Source organism: Geojedonia litorea, from assembly GCF_042654525.1.
Classification (GTDB): domain Bacteria; phylum Bacteroidota; class Bacteroidia; order Flavobacteriales; family Flavobacteriaceae; genus Geojedonia; species Geojedonia litorea.
Genome location: NZ_JBHSGP010000014.1, coordinates 953,129 through 970,636, shown reverse-complemented (window position 1 = coordinate 970,636; position 17,508 = coordinate 953,129). Strand labels below are relative to the sequence as shown.

Sequence of the window (17,508 nt, the reverse complement as noted above, 5' to 3'; positions counted from 1 at the left end):
ACGTTCTATTATTATTTTAGATTTTCCCTCAACACGGGACTGTTTATTGTTGCATGTTTTTAGCTTCAATGCTAAGTGTTGCATGTGGCACTAATTTCAATCGATCTTTATTGATCAATTTTCCAGTAACGCGACAAACGCCATAGGTTTTATTTTCGATTCTAATAAGGGCATTCTTCAAATCTCTTATAAACTTTTCCTGTCTAATGGCCAACTGTGAGTTGGCTTCTTTACTCATAGTCTCACTTCCTTCTTCAAAAGCTTTAAATGTAGGTGATGTATCATCAGTGCCATTGTTAAGGTCATTCATATATGCACTCTTAATTAACTCTAAATCATGATATGCCTTTTCTATTTTTTCCTGTATAAGTGCTTTAAATTCTGCTAAATCTTTATCAGAATATCTAATGTTTGCCTCTACTCCCATAATCTTATATTTTTTGAATAAACAATTTGGTATTTACATCATCAAAAGCTATTTCTATACCATTTGTTAAATGTTCTATAATCTCTAAATCTTCTGTTAACGTTTCCGTTTTAATATACTCTAAATTTTTGTTTATCGCGTTAATAATTTGTTCGTCTTTTTGAAATTGTACTGCAATCCTATCGGTTAATTCAAAGCCTGAATCCTTACGCAAATTTTGGATTCTATTTACCAGTTCTCTTGCAATCCCCTCTTTCTTTAAATCTTCGGTTAAAGTCACATCTAAAGCTACCGTTAATGCACCTTCATTTGCAACTAGCCAACCTTCAATATCTTGTGATGTAATTTCTACATCAGAGCGTTCTAAAGTAATACTTTTTCCATTAATTTCAACATCAAAAACACCATTTTGTTCGATTTTTTTAATATCGTCTGCTGTAAAATTAGTAATGGTTTGGGCTATAGCTTTCATGTCTTGTCCAAATCTAGGACCTAGGGCCTTAAAATTTGGTTTTATTTGCTTTACCAAGATTTCTGAAGCGTCTTCCTTAACCTCAACATGTTTTACATTCACCTCATGTTTTATCAAATCGGCCACGGCTAAAATCTCTTCCTTTTGTTGCTTACTATCAACAGGAATCATGATTTTTTGTAGTGGTTGACGCACTTTTATCTTTTCTTTAGCTCTTAACGACAATACCAAAGAGGATATTGTTTGAGCACTTTCCATTTTGCGCTCAAGAACTTTATCTACATACGCGCTATCATATTTAGGGAACTCGGCTAAATGTACGCTGTCAAAACCTTCTTTTTTGGTAACTGCATTCAAATCTAAATATAAACGATCCATGAAGAATGGTGCAATTGGAGCTCCTAACTTGGCAACCGTGACCAAACATGTGTATAGCGTTTGGTAAGCCGAAATTTTATCTTGTTGATAGTCCCCTTTCCAAAAACGTCTTCTGCTCAATCTCACGTACCAGTTACTTAAATAATCTTGTGTGAAATCTGAAATAGCTCTAGCTGCCTTTGTCGGTTCATATTCTGCATAATACTCATCAACTTTTTGGATGAGTGTATGAAGCTCTGAAAGAATCCATCTATCAATTTCTGGTCTTTTTTCTAAAGGCAAATCAACTTCAGAATATTTAAAATTGTCAAGATTGGTATATAGTGTAAAGAATGAATAGGTATTGTATAGCGTACCAAAAAACTTACGTTTAACTTCTTCTATACCTTCAACGTCAAACTTTAGGTTATCCCAAGGATTGGCATTCATGATCATATACCAACGAGTGGCATCTGCACCGTAAGTCGATAAGGTTTCAAACGGGTCAGTTGCGTTACCTAAACGTTTGGACATTTTTTGTCCGTTTTTATCCAAAACTAGACCATTTGACACGACGTTTTTGTAAGCCACCGAATCAAACACCATAGTACCAATAGCATGAAGTGTATAGAACCAACCACGAGTTTGGTCAACACCTTCGGCTATAAAATCGGCCGGGAAAGACTCATTATTATCTATTTTTTCTTTATTTTCAAATGGATAATGCCATTGCGCATAAGGCATAGAACCAGAATCGAACCATACGTCAATTAAGTCGGCCTCTCGTTTCATTGGTTTTCCTGAAGCTGAAACTAACACAATCTCATCCACAATGTTTTTGTGTAAATCAATTTTTGCGTAGTTTTCTTCAGAATTGTTACCAATTTCGAAATCCTCAAAAATAGCTTTTGAAAGCACACCAGCCGACACAGCTTTGGCCATCTCATTTTTCAGTTCTTCAACCGATCCAATACAGATTTCTTCCTTGCCATCTTCGGTTCTCCAAATTGGCAATGGAATGCCCCAATAGCGTGATCGCGATAAATTCCAATCGTTGGCATTTGCCAACCAGTTACCAAAACGACCCGTACCAGTTGCTTTTGGCTTCCAGTTAATGGTTTCGTTAAGTTCAAACATACGATCCTTTATATCGGTCACTTTAATAAACCAAGAATCTAAAGGATAATAGAGAATTGGCTTATCGGTTCTCCAACAATTTGGGTAACTGTGTTTGTATTTTTCAACCTTAAAGGCTTTGTTTTCTTCTTTTAACTTAATTGCTAACTCTACATCAACCGAACGTTCTGGTGCTTCACCTTCATTGTAATATTCGTTCTTTACGTACTTTCCAGCAAATTCACCCATTTCTGGTCTAAAACGTCCTTGTAAATCTACTAGCGGTACTAAATTTCCGTTTTCGTCTTTTACCAACATTGGCGGGACTTCTGGCGTGGCCTGTTTAGCCACCATAGCATCATCGGCTCCAAATGTAGGTGCTGTATGGACAATTCCCGTACCATCTTCAGTGGTTACGAAATCACCAGAGATTACTCTAAACGCATTTTCTGGATTGTCGTTAGGTAAAACGTAAGGTAATAATTGTTCGTAAGTGATGCCTACTAAATCTTTTCCTTTAAATTCCTTTACAACATAAAACGGAATCTTTTTATCACCAGAGGTATACTTTAATAATTCAGGCTTTGTTTCAACCTTTTTAAACTTTCCATCAAACTGATTATTCACTAAAGGTTTAGCTAAAACTACATTTATGGGTTCAAACGTATATTGATTATAGGTTTCTACTAAAACATAATCAATTTTAGGTCCAACAGTTAATGCGGTATTACTTGGCAAGGTCCAAGGTGTGGTCGTCCAAGCCAAGAAATAAATATCGCCTTCATCTTTTAAAAAGTCTGGCAACGAATTTTTGTTGGCTTTAAACTGTGCTACAACTGTGGTATCTGTTACATCTTGATATGTTCCTGGCTGATTGAGTTCGTGCGAACTTAAGCCTGTTCCTGCTTTTGGCGAATAAGGCTGAATGGTATACCCTTTATATAATAAACTCTTATTATAAATCTGTTTTAATAACCACCAAACCGATTCCATATATTTTGGCTCATAGGTAATGTATGGATCATCCATATCAACCCAATAGCCCATTTTTTGAGTAAGATCATTCCATACGTCTGTATAGCGCATTACGGCTTTACGGCAGGCTGCATTATAATCTTCAACTGAAATTGTTTTACCTATATCTTCCTTTGTAATTCCTAACTCTTTTTCAACACCTAATTCAATTGGTAATCCATGAGTATCCCAGCCGGCTTTACGCTTTACTTGGAATCCTTTCATAGTTTTATAACGTGGAAAAATGTCTTTAATAGCCCTTGCCAAGACATGATGAACACCTGGTAACCCATTGGCAGATGGTGGCCCTTCAAAAAACACAAAAGGCTGTTTTCCTTCTCTAGTGGTCACACTTTTTTCAAAGATATTTTGTTCTTGCCAATAGTGAAGAATTTCTTCTGCTACTTTTGGTAAGTCAAGTCCTTTATATTCAGGGAATTTAGCACTCATTGTTTGTGTTTTCAAATAAGAGTGCGAAATTAAGAATTTATCCTTAAATGATGAATCATAAAACCATAAAAAAAGCCAAAATGAGAGTTTTGGCTTTTTTCAGACTAATTCAAATAATAAGAACGTATCGATTAATTAATCAATTATGATTTTTTTAGTTTTTGTTGCGTTATCTGATTTAAAATAAACAATATAAACCCCTGTGCTTAATCCAGAAATTGGTAATCCTCTACTTAAAGTTTCGGGTTGTAGATCAAAAAACTCCCTTACGTTTTGGCCTTGCATATTTATAACATACAATTTATCTACATTGGAATCTAATCCTTTGACATGAAGATTTTTTGTAGTACTATTATAAAAAATCAAATTAAACTGATATCCAGACTCTTCAGTACTTAAGCTTTGTTGTTCTGGTTGAAATACAATTTCAAATCTATTGTTGAAATCACCAGCTTCAGAACTAAACTGATAGGCTTTACTTCCTTTTAAATTGGCATAGGTCCCTGTTAAATTATCTTTTAAAAATATCTTCTGATTAGGGTCAATATTATCATATTCAGTTATTTTAATTTCAAAGTTTTTAGCCTCCGAAGATTTAAAATTTAGCGGTATGACTTTGTCATCAGTGATTGGAGCGAAGGCAAGCATGGTGTAATTTTCTCCTTCAAGGGCTAGGTTTAAATCACTGTTGTAGACTTCGGTATTCACAGCATCATAGCCATAATCGAAACCATCTGTTGTTTCATCGCTAAATCCTAGCAACAATTCTCGTCTGGTAGGTGATCCCGTAACTGATTTTAATTCGATTCTTAACTTTTTCATCCTATTGGAAGTGTTAGCCCCATTTCCATTGCCACTCCCATTACCTTTGTCTTTTTCGTTGCCTTTACCTTTTCCACTGCCATTGGTCCTAAAAAATGATGAACCATTTTCATAGGATCCGTCAGCATCAGCTTCTTTAATAAAAACACGTTGGTCATTATTAAACTCAACAACACCATCAGCCACAATTTCAACTACAAAACCTTGCGCAACTGGCAAATATCTGGTTGGTGTTTTGGTTCCATCCTGCGATCCATTTGTTGCACCTTCCATACCAACAAATTGGTATGCTCGTACGCCTCCAAGTTTATTAACTACAGCATAACCACCATCATATTCGTATAAATTATGTGTAGCCCCGCTCCACTGTTGCCATAATTGGATAGACCCGCCTATAACACCTTGATTATCGTCTATAAATTTATGAATATCTATAGCAGATGGATAGGGATTTCCGAATAATGACGTTGTGTAAGTTGTATTTGGCGCTGATCCTGGGCCGCCTTTATCGGTAACGTTTATTAAAATTGTACCGTTATTGGGTTTTCCTTCAAAAACATATTGTTGACTTGGGTTGGATGTTCCTGTTCCTTTGTGGATATAACCTACTCCAGGTGCAATTTCGGCATTAGGATTAACATGTGCCCAATCATAATACGTTACACCACTCTGAAATTTATACATCCATCTTGTACTTAATTTACCCAAAGCGTTATAGGCACTGCTAAACTGCATAGCTGCTGGCACATGATCCTTTAGCATATTGGTCTTAAACTTCGCATTGTTTGCATTATTGCTTGCTGAATTATTATTTGTCAAAGTGGTAATTCCTGTTGCACCTACGGGTGAACCCCAATAGTTATACCAGTAAAAACTGGCAGCACCTTCTTGACGTCGCATAATTTTACCCGAAGCAGAAGTCACTAAATCACTATTTATAGTTTGAATTAATTGAGAATCATTTTTTAAATCTAATGTTCCATTTAATTCTAAATACCAACTATTTTGAATGAGGTTATCACCATTTACGGTTAATGTTTTATTAGAATCTATAATGAGTCCAATAGTTTTTGAGGTATTAGAGGTTGTTACGTTATTCTTTATCTGAACAATACTCCAATCTTTATTATTCGCAACATCTTCTATATCCCAAACATCACCATGCAACCAAGTTCCTTCAGTTGTCCAAGCGCCATCGGCTTTGGTTTGATAAGGTATTGGTGCCGTTTGTTCTTGAATCGATGTAATATTTTTTAAATAGGTTTTCCTATTGTTTGAAGAAAAATCAGTAGTTCGTGAGTACGATATTATATCAGTCATTGGGTAATAGGCTAAAAGATTAGACCAAGGAATTGTAGCATTTGATGAAATATCAACAATATCTTTATCAATTATTTTCCCTCGTACTAATCCATTATTGCTTTTTATTTCTTGATACACCATACGTCGCAACTGATCGTTAGTTACAACTGTATTAAACACTCTCACTTCATCAATATCTCCTTTAAAATATTCTTTATTGGTTACATTACTAGAGCGACGTCCAATCTCAAAACTATTGTTACTTGAAGCCGTATTAGCAATTACATTACCCGTAGCGCCAACACTACCTGTACTGACTAAAACACCATCTATAAAAAGCTGAAGTGTCCCTGTAGTACTGTCGTACGTTCCTGTTAGGTGATGCCACTCGTTAAGTTTTATCACTGAAGGTGCATAGATGGTTTTCTCTGCCACACCAGAAGCCTTTATAGTTAAGGCAGGTTTATTACCATTTTGAAGCCATAGTTTACAACCAGTATCTTCACCAGCAATGGTCATATTGGTTGAATTACCTGTATCAGATTTAACCCATCCCATGATTGACACTTTGCTTAAACCATTAATAAATTTTGTTGTTGTTAAATAGTCATCTACCCCGTCAAAATCTAATGTTGCTAAAGGATGTGGGCCGTCAATTATAACGCCCGAACCACAATTGGCCAATACTTCCTCTACCGTATTTGGGACGATGGCCTGAATTAAAATGTTGACGTCTGTCAACGAACAATTACTACATACACTGTTAAAGCCTCCGCCAGCAGGTGGTGACGCAGATGAATTATAAAAATAACTATTAGTAATTGTAGCGCGGTTAGAAAGTGTTGCTGTATTTCTGGCAATAATTACCGCTCGATCTCCAATCCCAACAATGTCATCATTTGTTAAAACTAAATCGTAAAACACCATAGTTCCGGCATTGTAAAAAACAGTGGGGCCAGTTAGTTCAACATTCCCTTCAAAATACATGAGTCCCATATTCGTATAATCTCCTGTAACTTTCATTGTGCCATGCAAATAGGTAGCACAATCATTATTAAAATTACTAGAGCCTTGGGTTTGAATATCACCATACACTTCAAATAAGCCACAGTTATTGTATGTTCCTGAAATATTTCCATCTCCTGTAACTACGGTTAAAGAATCTGAATATGACCAGAACGTAGAACTCACATTTAGATCGGCTACAACATTAGGAATTGGACTTGCATTTACAACACCAATATTTAAAGTTCCAGCATTATGTACTACATCATTAGAGGATACACTAAAAGTATCTGGAAGTGTAAGAGATCCAGAAGGATAAATATAGACTTTTGTACCACCGGTGCCTGGTGTTGAAGAGAAAACAGCCGTGCCTTCAATAATAAGTGTACATTTTATGGCTGAAGCATTACCTGTAAAGGTCACACCTGGTGCCACGTAAAAAGTATTATCTTTAAAACTAGCAAAATTGTAATTCAAATTCGCTAAAATGCATACATTGGCTGTTATGTTTACTCCAGAGCCTAAAATTGGAGGTCCAGCGATATCATTACCTGCGGCGTTTTGCCACCCTGTAGGTCCTGTCCCTGTATAGGTGTAGGCACAGTTACTGGGAGTAGCAGGTGGTAAAAAGGTAGATCCATTACAGGTTTGAGAATTTGTTATAGATGTCCAAAAAAGGCATATTAACGCAATAGCAAAACGTAAAGTAGGTTTCATAATTTAATATTATTGACTTAGGGTCTTTTAATTATGTACCTAAATTTAATATTGTTCAATGGAGATAATAAACACACGAGGGAAGTGCACAATTAGATACGTAAAAATTCTAAAAGAGGTTTTAAACGTCTCAATTATAAAACAATATTAAGGCAATTTACCCTATAAAACAAGAAATTTGTAAACTTTTTTTCGACGAAACGCTCATTATCTTCGACAAAAGGCTAATTTTTTAACACTATTATCATTTACAAACCTGTTAAAAATAGTGCGATTTTATTCTCTTTTGTTGATGATTTTAAAGTTTATAACTAAATTTTAAAAGCCAATAATTTTAGTTAAACTATCTAACTAATATTTTTTTAGTAATTATATCTGAATCCATTTTTGCAGTTGCTAAATAAACACCTGTTGTCAATTTTTCTAAACTAATCCCTTCTTTTAGCTTGCGTGATGACACATTTGATAGTTCGAATATATTTTGTCCTAACAAATTTGTAATTAACAGTTGATCTAGTGGTTGAGAAAGTCCATTTATAATAAGTTTTTTATCTGTTTGGTTATAATACATTTCGATTTGCATTTCCATATTTTCTTGAATATTCAATGCTTCTTTAGATTGAAATACTATTTCAAATCTATCTTTAAAAGCTCCTGACCTTGAACTAAACCTATAAGGATTAAACCCGTTAAGTTTAAATTGAGTATCGTGATCTTTATCTAAAAGATAAATTGCTTGATGATTATCTATAAGTTGTATTTCTGTAATTTTAATTTCATAGGTATAATCTCCTGATGATATTAAATTTAGAGGAATAACTTTATCGTTAGTAATTGGACCATAAGCAAGCATCGTTGCATTTTTTTCATTCATTAAGAGATTTAAATCTGTAGTGCTTTCAACCGTATTAATAGCGTCATAACCGTAGTCATAACCATCAGTAGTTTCCTCACTAAACCCAAGCAATAATTCTCGTCGAGTAGGAGGACCAGTTACTGAATTAAATTCTAAACGTATTTTTTGAAAAACGTTTGGGCTAGATTCCTTTGCGCCAGTTCTATTGCTATCCAACTTATTATTTTCATTTTGTTTAGATTTAGAGGTAGAACTACCTTTAGTTCTAAAAAATGTAGCTCCATTATTATATGAACCATCGGCATCAGCTGCTTTAATAAAAACACGTTGATCATTATTGAAGACTACGCTGCCATCAGCAACAACTTCAGTTATGAATCCTTGTGCAACTGAAAGATATTTTGATGGAGTTTTTGTGCCATCTTGAGCGTTTGTTGTTTCACCTTCTAAACCGACAAATTGATAAGCCCTAACGCTTCCTAATTTATTTACTTGAGCATAACCCCCTTCATACTCTCTTAAAACATGTGAATCCCCACTCCATTGTTGCCACAACTGCAAAGTTCCATCGATAACCCCTTCATTATCATCAATAAACTGATGAATATCTAATGCCGAAGGGTACGGATTGCCAAACAAATATTCCGTTTTAGACTGTGAAGGAATTGAACCCGGACCTCCAACATCTGTGACCGGAACTACAATTGTCCCATTATTCGGTTTACCTTCAAAAATATATAATTGTGTTGGTGATGAGGCTCCAGTACCTTTATGGATATAGCCTACCCCTGAAGCTAGATTAGTTGTAGGGCTTACAAAATCCCAATCAAAATAGGTCACTCCATTTTGAAGATTATAAAGCCATCTTGTGCTGATTTTTCCTAAAGTATTGTATGAACTTGTAAATTGCATCACCTCTGCATGATGATTTTTAAGTTTTTCTAAATTAAAATCAGTATTATTAGGATTATTAGTAGGTAAATTATTATTAATAAATAAGGTGGCTTTAGTCAATCCCACTGGAGAGCCCCAATAATTATATCTATAAAAATTTGAATGTCCTTCTTGTCTTCTTAAAATTTTACCAACTGTAGACGTAACTAAATCGCTATGACTTGTTTGTACTAATTGAGAATCATTTTTCAAATCAAGAGTCCCATTTAATTCAAAATACCAACTATTTTCAATTACATTATCTCCATTTACAATTAAAGATTTATTATTATCTATAAAGAGGCCTATAGTTTTTGAACTTCCAGTTAAGGTGATATTGTTATTAATTTTTACAATACTCCAATCTTTGTTATTAATAACATCTTCAATATCCCATACATCCCCATGTAGCCAAGTTGCTTCAGTAGTCCAATCACCATCAAGCACAGTTTCATAAGGCATTGGTGCTGTTTGTTCTTGGTAAGTTGTTATGTTGTGTAAAAATAATGTGTTGGAATTAGAGGAAAAATCTGTTGTGGTATTATTAACAATATTGGTCATTGGATAATATGCCAAAAGATTTAACCAAGAAACTGTGAGGCCAGTATTAATATCAATAATATCTTTTTGAATAACAGTACCACGTACAAGACCATAATTATTTTGTATTTCTTGATATACCATTCGCTGAATTTGATCACCTGATAAAGCATCTTGAAAAACTCTAACTTCATCAATGTCTCCTTTAAAATATTCTTGCTCACTCACCTGTTTTGAAAGCCTGCCAACTTCAAATGCGCCATTAGCAGTTGCCGTATTAGTAATTGAAACTCCTGTATTACCTGTATTTAGTGTTCCAATTAACAAGCCATCAACATATAAGTACTGCAACCCGGTAATACTGGAATAGGTTCCTGTGATATGATGCCATTCATCATAATTTATTGGATTACCATACACTAGAGTAGTGGCATTAGAGCCAGTTTTAATTGAAAACCCAGGTATATTTCCATCATTTAAGAAAATTCGACAAGATTCATCTTCACCTGCTATAGTTACATTATTTTTTAAACCGTTTTCTAAATCTGCCTTAATCCAGGCCATTAAAGTAATGGTAGCTGAACCATCAATAAATGAAGGAGTTGACAAATAATCGTCAATACCATCAAAGTCAAGAGTAGAAAATTGAGGTGGATTTACATTAAATAAGTCTCTATAATCCAAATCCCCAGATGTAAATAGATCACCATCTGTATCTGGTAAAATGGAAGCAGTTGGGTCGTCAATCTCATCATTAACGTCGAAATCGTTAAGAGAAATCCCTTCAAAGCTGTCATCTAAACCATCTAAATCTGAATCAATATTTAATAATGTATTAGACATCCCATTTTCTTCAATATCTGGAATGCCATCATTATCTGAATCTGAGTCTATATAATCCGGTATTCCATCCTTATCTGTATCGGTTAAAACAATACCATTAGGATAGGCATTATTAACTCCTAAAGAATTTATAGTCGCATCTGGAGCTATATAGCCTAAAGTTGTTTGTGCTTCAATATTATCTGGAATGCCATCATTATCGGCGTCAATATCTTGAAAGTTGTAAAACCCGTCAGCATCTGAATTTGTGAAGTCATCTTCTAAACCATTCCCATCATAATCTACAGTGCCAGATTCTGTACTGATTTCAAGATCATCAATCAGACCATTTGGTCCAAAGCTAAAACTATCATCTATAACACCATCGTTATCTGTATCAAAAAAACTAATTTGATCTAAAGTCAATCCCCCTTCTACCATATCAAATATGCCATCGCCATCTGCATCTACATCTAATCTATCTACAATCCCATCGTTATCTGTATCTCTTAAGGGATTACCATTCTCTTCAATTACATCTGGAATACCATCATTATCATCGTCTAAATCATCACCATCTAAAACACCATCATCATCTGAATCTTTATCTATCGTTAGAATGAAAGACACAAAATTGGCTCTACCACAATTATCTACAACATCTAAAGTAAGTAAGCATTCTAAAGGTGCACCGTTTATTGTAGGTGGAGTATACGTCACATTTAAAGCACTGGGGTTATCAAAGCTTCCGCCACAAGAATCTACCCATGAATAGGTAAATGGCGGTGATATACCTGTAACTTCACCAGTGATTGTTAGAGTGAGATCATCAGCTATTTTACTTTGAACTACATCTAGTACAATTTTAGGTCGACGTTCTAAACCTGATTGAAGAACAAAATTACCATAGGCTCTAGCTGCTGCAACATCTTCTGCTTCTGTACCACCAGTAATACTATGTGACCCTTCATACATTACCATTCCGTAGGACTCGTCACCAAAGGCTCTTCCATATGCCAGAGCAGTTGCTGGACCCGTTGGATAGGTTCCATCTATGACTTCTGGATGGTCGTTGTCAGTAATAGCTAATACTGTTGTACTCCTCCACCCTTCGGTATCTGGAATATAAATTTGCTCTGATCCATTTAATAAGGCTCCATCCATTGTACTCATAAACTGCATTAATGGATCTGAAGCCGTTTCACCAGAATTAAAATTACTGCTTACTGCATTATAAGAATATGGAGGTGTACCATCAGCATGGTCTCCCCATGGTATTAACCCGTTTTTTGACAATAAATTTAAATCAGGAATCCCATTACTATCCGTATCTACAAGACCTTCCATGGCACTCACAGCATGACATGCTGCCCAGAAATAGCCTCCATTTTCGATAAAATCAATTAAAGTATTTACAGTTGCAGCCGTCCAATTTTGCGGATCGGCATGTGGCATGGTATAAATATCATCACAGAGTGTTAGGTCATCTGGTGTTCCAATACGACCATATGTAAAAGGTACCTTGGCATTATCATAAAATGCTGTTTGAATTTTATCTCCATTTTGTTCATCTAAAACCGCTCTTGGGAAACTAGTTATATAATCATACATATGCCCATCAAAAGCAGGCAAATTAGCATCTATAGTCAAGCCAGGGTAGCTTGCAACCCAAGTATCTATAACAGGTTGAGCTATACTCATAAATTCGGCAGGAATTACAAAAGGCCCACCTTTATAATCCTTTCCATTTATAGTTATATCTGTATGATCTTGTTTTACACCCGTGTTCCCCCAAGTTTTATGAGAAGCAATGAGCCAATATACTGGGATTTTATGATTAATCGTTAGCTCATAAACTAGTCCATAAGGTATCAGTCCATTATTATAAGTCTGAGGAGTCACACCCATATCAATTATAGAAGCACCTGCGGCAAATTGTTTCTTTGCGTGTATTGTTGCAGTGGCTTTATTATTATCTATAATGCCATCAGGCTCATCCGAAGCTGAGATTGATACCGGAAAATATGTGCATCCACCCAGCCTTACGGTTGCAGAAATATTTAAGCTTACCGAACCTCCATTTGGGATGGTACCAATAGTCCAATTTCCTGTTGTCTCATTAAATGTTCCTTGAGAAGGTGTATTGGATAGGTGGCTGACTGAAAATGGTATTTCAGCCAAAACACTTACATTAGTTGTAGTATCGGTTCCATTATTTGTTACTGTAATAGTATAGTTAATTGTATCTCCTTCGGTTGGAGTAGGATTATCCACACTATTGCTAATTTCGAGATCAGCACCATTTACTTGAAAGCTTGCTGTGTCTTGATTATTGGCAAGATTGGCGTCATCCATAATCGATGATCCTGATGCAGTATTTGTAATTACCAGTCCACCAGTTCCAGTATTTACAGAACAAACAATATTTAAGGTTTTAGAAGAATTGGTACTAATATCTCCTGAATCCCAAAGCCCCGTTGTTAAATCATAAGTTGTGCTAGTTATAGCACTATCATCACTAACATAGGTTACACCATCTGGCAATACATCTATTACACTAGAATTAAATGCCGTAGTGGTGTTACTATTATTCGTTATTTGTATAGAGTAGGTTATTAATGCACCTTCTGATGCTGTTGGAACATTAACATTTTTAACAACCTCAATATCAGCAGACCCTACACCTATGTTGGCACTGTCCGAATTATTTACGACGATACTATCATCTTCATCCACACTTTGAATGCTTGCCGTATTAGTTATACGTTGGCCGTTAGCAAAAAGCCCAACAAGGGCATCAATAGTTAATGTTGCCGAGGCTCCTGCATTTAAATCGTTAGCAAACCATTCGCCATTAAGGCTATTGTAAGGGTCTCCCTGAGAATTGGTTGATGATTGGTAAGCTAATTCTGGTGGCAGAACATCTAGCACCGTAATATTATTTGCTTTTAAAGGCCCGTTATTAGAAACCGTTATCGTATAAGTAATTACATCGTTTACCGCTGGATTTGTATCATTGACGGTTTTGGTAATTGCCAAATCAGCACCATTTACAAATAATTGTACCGCGGCTTTATTGTCGGAGTAGTCATCGTCAACTTGATCAAAACTTTTTAAAGTAAAATTATTAGTAATGATTTGTGCTGCTGTATTAGTATCTACTTGAGCTAGAATCTTAATTTGTTCTGTTACGCCATCCGCAATACTCCCTATGGTCCAATCACCTGATATATTGTCATAAGTTCCTCCACTATCATCACTCACATAAGTTAATCCATCTGGCATTATATCGTTTACTATAACTGATGTGGCATCTGCAGGGCCATTATTTTTTACTTTTAAGGTAAACTCTACCGTTTGACCTTCATTTGGTGTTTCATCGTCTACTGCTTTGGTAAGAGTAAGGTTCGTGGAAGTTACTTGAACTGCAGCTCTAGCAAAATTATTACTTGCTAAAGAATCGGATTGATCAAGTGACAGAAGTTTTGCGAAATTCGTTATACTGGTACCCGACGTACCAGGATTAATGATAGTAGAAATTAGTAGTTGCTTAGATTCACTAGCTGTTAAAGTACCCACATCCCAAACTCCACTTATTGGATTATAAGTCCCTGAACCTCCACTACTAACAAAAGTCAACACAGAAGGTGTCTTATTTTCAATTTTAACATTAGTGGCGGTAAGTGTTCCCAAATTAGTTGCCTCTAAAGTATATGTGATTACTTGAGCAACATCAGGAGTTGGATCATCAACTAAAAATTGGGTAAGTGCAACATCGGCATCTTGAGCATTTACAATATTAGCAAATACCAAAATACTTAAAAGATGTAATTTTAAGAGTAGTTTTACATTCATTTCGCATAGTTTGACTTATGGCAAAATTAATAGCGGTATTACTTTTAAAAAGATCTATTCGTTTAATGGTTTGTATATTGAAATAAATTACAATTTAATATAGATGAATGGTATTTGTAAAATGGAAAAATAATGAAGCCTTTAATTATGGATTTAAAACTATTCTATTTATCAAACACAATTGTGTTTTAAAAATTTTGGAATAGTGCAAAGTATTCATGTTTAAAAACTGCTCCCTTTTAATTGGTTTTGATAGGTATATTGAGACGTCTTAGGTGTTAAACAATAAAGGCAATCAAATCTTCAATCTTTGATACCAACTGAATTTTTATCACAGTATTTTTTAATGCTATTTTATTGTATTTAGAAACAAAAATGGTTGAGAATCCTAGTTTTTCAGCTTCTAAAATACGCTGCTCAACACGTTGCACAGGACGAATTTCACCAGAAAGACCAACTTCAGCCGCAAAACAAAATTCTTTAGAAACTGCTTCGTCTTCATTTGAAGATAAAATGGCTGCTACAACCGCTAAATCAATTGCAGGATCATCAACGGTAATACCTCCCGTTATATTTAAAAACACATCTTTTGCGCCTAACCTAAACCCTGCACGCTTTTCTAAAACAGCGAGTAACATATTTAAACGTTTCGCATTAAAACCAGTAGCCGATCGTTGAGGCGTTCCATATACAGCGGTACTCACCAGCGCCTGTACTTCAATCATTAACGGGCGCATGCCTTCTAAAGTAGCGGCAATTGCATGCCCGGATAATTCTTCATCCTTTTGAGAAATTAAAATTTCTGATGGATTTGAAACTTCACGTAATCCAGAGCCTTGCATTTCATAGATCCCCAATTCGTTTGTAGACCCAAATCGGTTTTTATTAGCACGAAGTATTCTAAAAACGTGGTTTCTATCCCCTTCAAACTGCAAGACAGTATCAACCATATGCTCTAATATTTTAGGTCCTGCAATGGCACCATCCTTTGTAATATGGCCAATTAAAATCACGGGCGTTGCCGTTTCTTTTGCAAATTTGATGAGTTCGGTAGTACATTCTTTTATTTGTGATATACTTCCAGAAGCAGATTCAACATAATCACTATGAAGCGTTTGAATAGAATCAATGACCACAATGTCTGGTTCTAAAGCCTCAATTTGTTTGAAGATGTTTTGGGTTTTTGTTTCAGTAAGTATGTAGCAATTGGTGTTACTTGGGTTAATTCGCTCAGCTCGCATTTTAATTTGCTTCTGGCTCTCTTCACCTGAAACGTATAACGATTTATATGGAAGTTTTAAGGTTATTTGAAGTAATAAGGTGCTTTTCCCTATACCAGGTTCGCCGCCCAAAAGTGTTAAGGACCCTGGTACCAAACCTCCGCCAAGCACACGATTAAATTCTTCATCACGTGTATTTAATCTTATCTCCTCTCCTACATCAATTTCGTCTATTCTTAAGGGTTTTGAAACACGCTTTACATTAGAATTAGGGGCTTTCCAATCACTTTTTTCGGGAGTTTGAATAACCTCTTCAACTATGGTATTCCATTCTTTACACGTTGTGCACTGACCTTGCCATTTTGAAAATTGGCTGCCACAATTTTGACAAAAAAAGGATGTTTTTACTTTAGCCATAGTTTGTGATAGGATGCATTATATTTTAGGTTTAAAAACCGAAATCAGCTTTAATTTCTTCAGCTTTTTCTAGCATTAAATCTTTCGTAATTCCACCTATTTCTTGGAGAATATAGGCCGATTTATAGGTTTTCATGGCTTTTTTGGGCTCGCCAGTTTCTTCATAAAATCGAGCTAAATAATAACTGCCTAAAAGGGTGTCAGGATATTCTTTTCTAGCAATTTTCCCCAAATCCTCATAATACTCAAACGATTTACTTTTCTCTATTGCAGCTTGAATAGCTTTAAAATCATTAACCAATATTTGTTTTTCTATTCCAAATAATTCTTTAATGGTTTTATACTTTTCTAGGAGATAGTCTACAGGAGATGTTTCCAATTTTAAAATTGTTTCTGTGTATTCCTTTTTACTAATAGGTTGAAACACAAAAAAGATGCTTTCTAAAGCTTTTGGGATAGCATGCGCAGGTAAAGCATAATGTGAAGGGCCTTCAAAGTTGTCAAAATTATAAAGTAGATTTTTGTTTTCTAAAGCTTTAATATTCTTGTCTAATGCAACTACATTTTCATTTATTGAAGGCGCATCATTACTGGAAGTTGCCATGTAGTAAAAAATCTTTTTTTCAAACACCTTTAATCGCTCGGTTAGGTATTGCCCTGTTTGTGACGCTAAATCTGGAGCAATACAAACATAAGCTTGAAATAATGGTTGGTCTTTAAACAAAAAATAATTGATAAAATTGGCCGTTTCACCATGACCAACTATGGCCCTGAAGTTTTCAGTTTTAAACGTCTTGTTTAAATAAGGTATGAGTTCCATTCCTATAAATTCAAAAAATGCAGCACCTGTTTCAATTGGAAGTGAGTTTTGCTCAGAATACATACAATCATCATAACGTTGGTCTGCTTGTTTTATACCTACAACAATAGACTCTGGCATATCCTCCCAATAGGAATAATAATCAACATTCCCAGCTACAGCTTCAAATAAATAATCACCATCCAACACAATTATTAATGGATACTTTTTTGTGTCATCCGGATTATATCCTCTAGGTAGTAAAATTTTTAATTGACGATCTTCTCCTAACTTATTGGATCGAATAGTTTCATATTTAGCTTGAGAATGCACTGTGTTTAAACTAAAACACAACACACACAACAGGATAAGTTTATTCATGAT

At 35.1% G+C, this 17,508-nt stretch carries 6 protein-coding genes; all 6 read right to left on the bottom strand.

Annotated elements, in window-relative coordinates; all coding sequences use genetic code 11:
• Window positions 1-43: 43 nt before the first annotated feature.
• Window positions 44-427, bottom strand: a complete 384-nt coding sequence (locus ACFO5O_RS12240; RefSeq protein ID WP_144725250.1) for a TraR/DksA family transcriptional regulator — start codon at window positions 425-427, stop codon at window positions 44-46.
• A 4-nt stretch (window positions 428-431) separates the two neighbouring features.
• On the bottom strand, window positions 432-3,836 hold the full coding sequence (gene ileS, locus ACFO5O_RS12235) for an isoleucine--tRNA ligase (protein WP_387964174.1): 3,405 nt from the start codon (window positions 3,834-3,836) through the stop codon (window positions 432-434).
• 135 nt (window positions 3,837-3,971) lie between these two features.
• Window positions 3,972-7,682, bottom strand: a complete 3,711-nt coding sequence (locus ACFO5O_RS12230) for a LamG-like jellyroll fold domain-containing protein (protein WP_387964172.1) — start codon at window positions 7,680-7,682, stop codon at window positions 3,972-3,974.
• 343 nt (window positions 7,683-8,025) lie between these two features.
• Window positions 8,026-14,688, bottom strand: coding sequence for a LamG-like jellyroll fold domain-containing protein (locus ACFO5O_RS12225; protein ID WP_387964170.1), 6,663 nt, complete (start codon window positions 14,686-14,688; stop codon window positions 8,026-8,028).
• Window positions 14,689-14,966: 278 nt separating this feature from the next.
• Window positions 14,967-16,325 carry a DNA repair protein RadA gene (radA, locus tag ACFO5O_RS12220; protein ID WP_387964168.1) on the bottom strand — a complete coding sequence of 453 codons (1,359 nt, stop codon included), beginning with the start codon at window positions 16,323-16,325 and terminating at the stop codon, window positions 14,967-14,969.
• 31 nt (window positions 16,326-16,356) lie between these two features.
• Window positions 16,357-17,505: an alpha/beta hydrolase gene (locus ACFO5O_RS12215; protein WP_387964166.1), complete on the bottom strand. Its 1,149-nt coding sequence runs from the start codon at window positions 17,503-17,505 to the stop codon at window positions 16,357-16,359.
• Window positions 17,506-17,508: the final 3 nt, after the last annotated feature.

Excerpts from the sequence above, each read along its gene's own strand:
- ACFO5O_RS12240 (WP_144725250.1), bottom strand. The coding sequence starts at position 427 with ATGGGAGTAGAGGCAAACATTAGATATTCTGATAAAGATTTAGCAGAA.
- ileS (WP_387964174.1), bottom strand. The coding sequence starts at position 3,836 with ATGAGTGCTAAATTCCCTGAATATAAAGGACTTGACTTACCAAAAGTA.
- ACFO5O_RS12230 (WP_387964172.1), bottom strand. The coding sequence starts at position 7,682 with ATGAAACCTACTTTACGTTTTGCTATTGCGTTAATATGCCTTTTTTGG.
- ACFO5O_RS12225 (WP_387964170.1), bottom strand. The coding sequence starts at position 14,688 with ATGAATGTAAAACTACTCTTAAAATTACATCTTTTAAGTATTTTGGTA.
- radA (WP_387964168.1), bottom strand. The coding sequence starts at position 16,325 with ATGGCTAAAGTAAAAACATCCTTTTTTTGTCAAAATTGTGGCAGCCAA.
- ACFO5O_RS12215 (WP_387964166.1), bottom strand. The coding sequence starts at position 17,505 with ATGAATAAACTTATCCTGTTGTGTGTGTTGTGTTTTAGTTTAAACACA.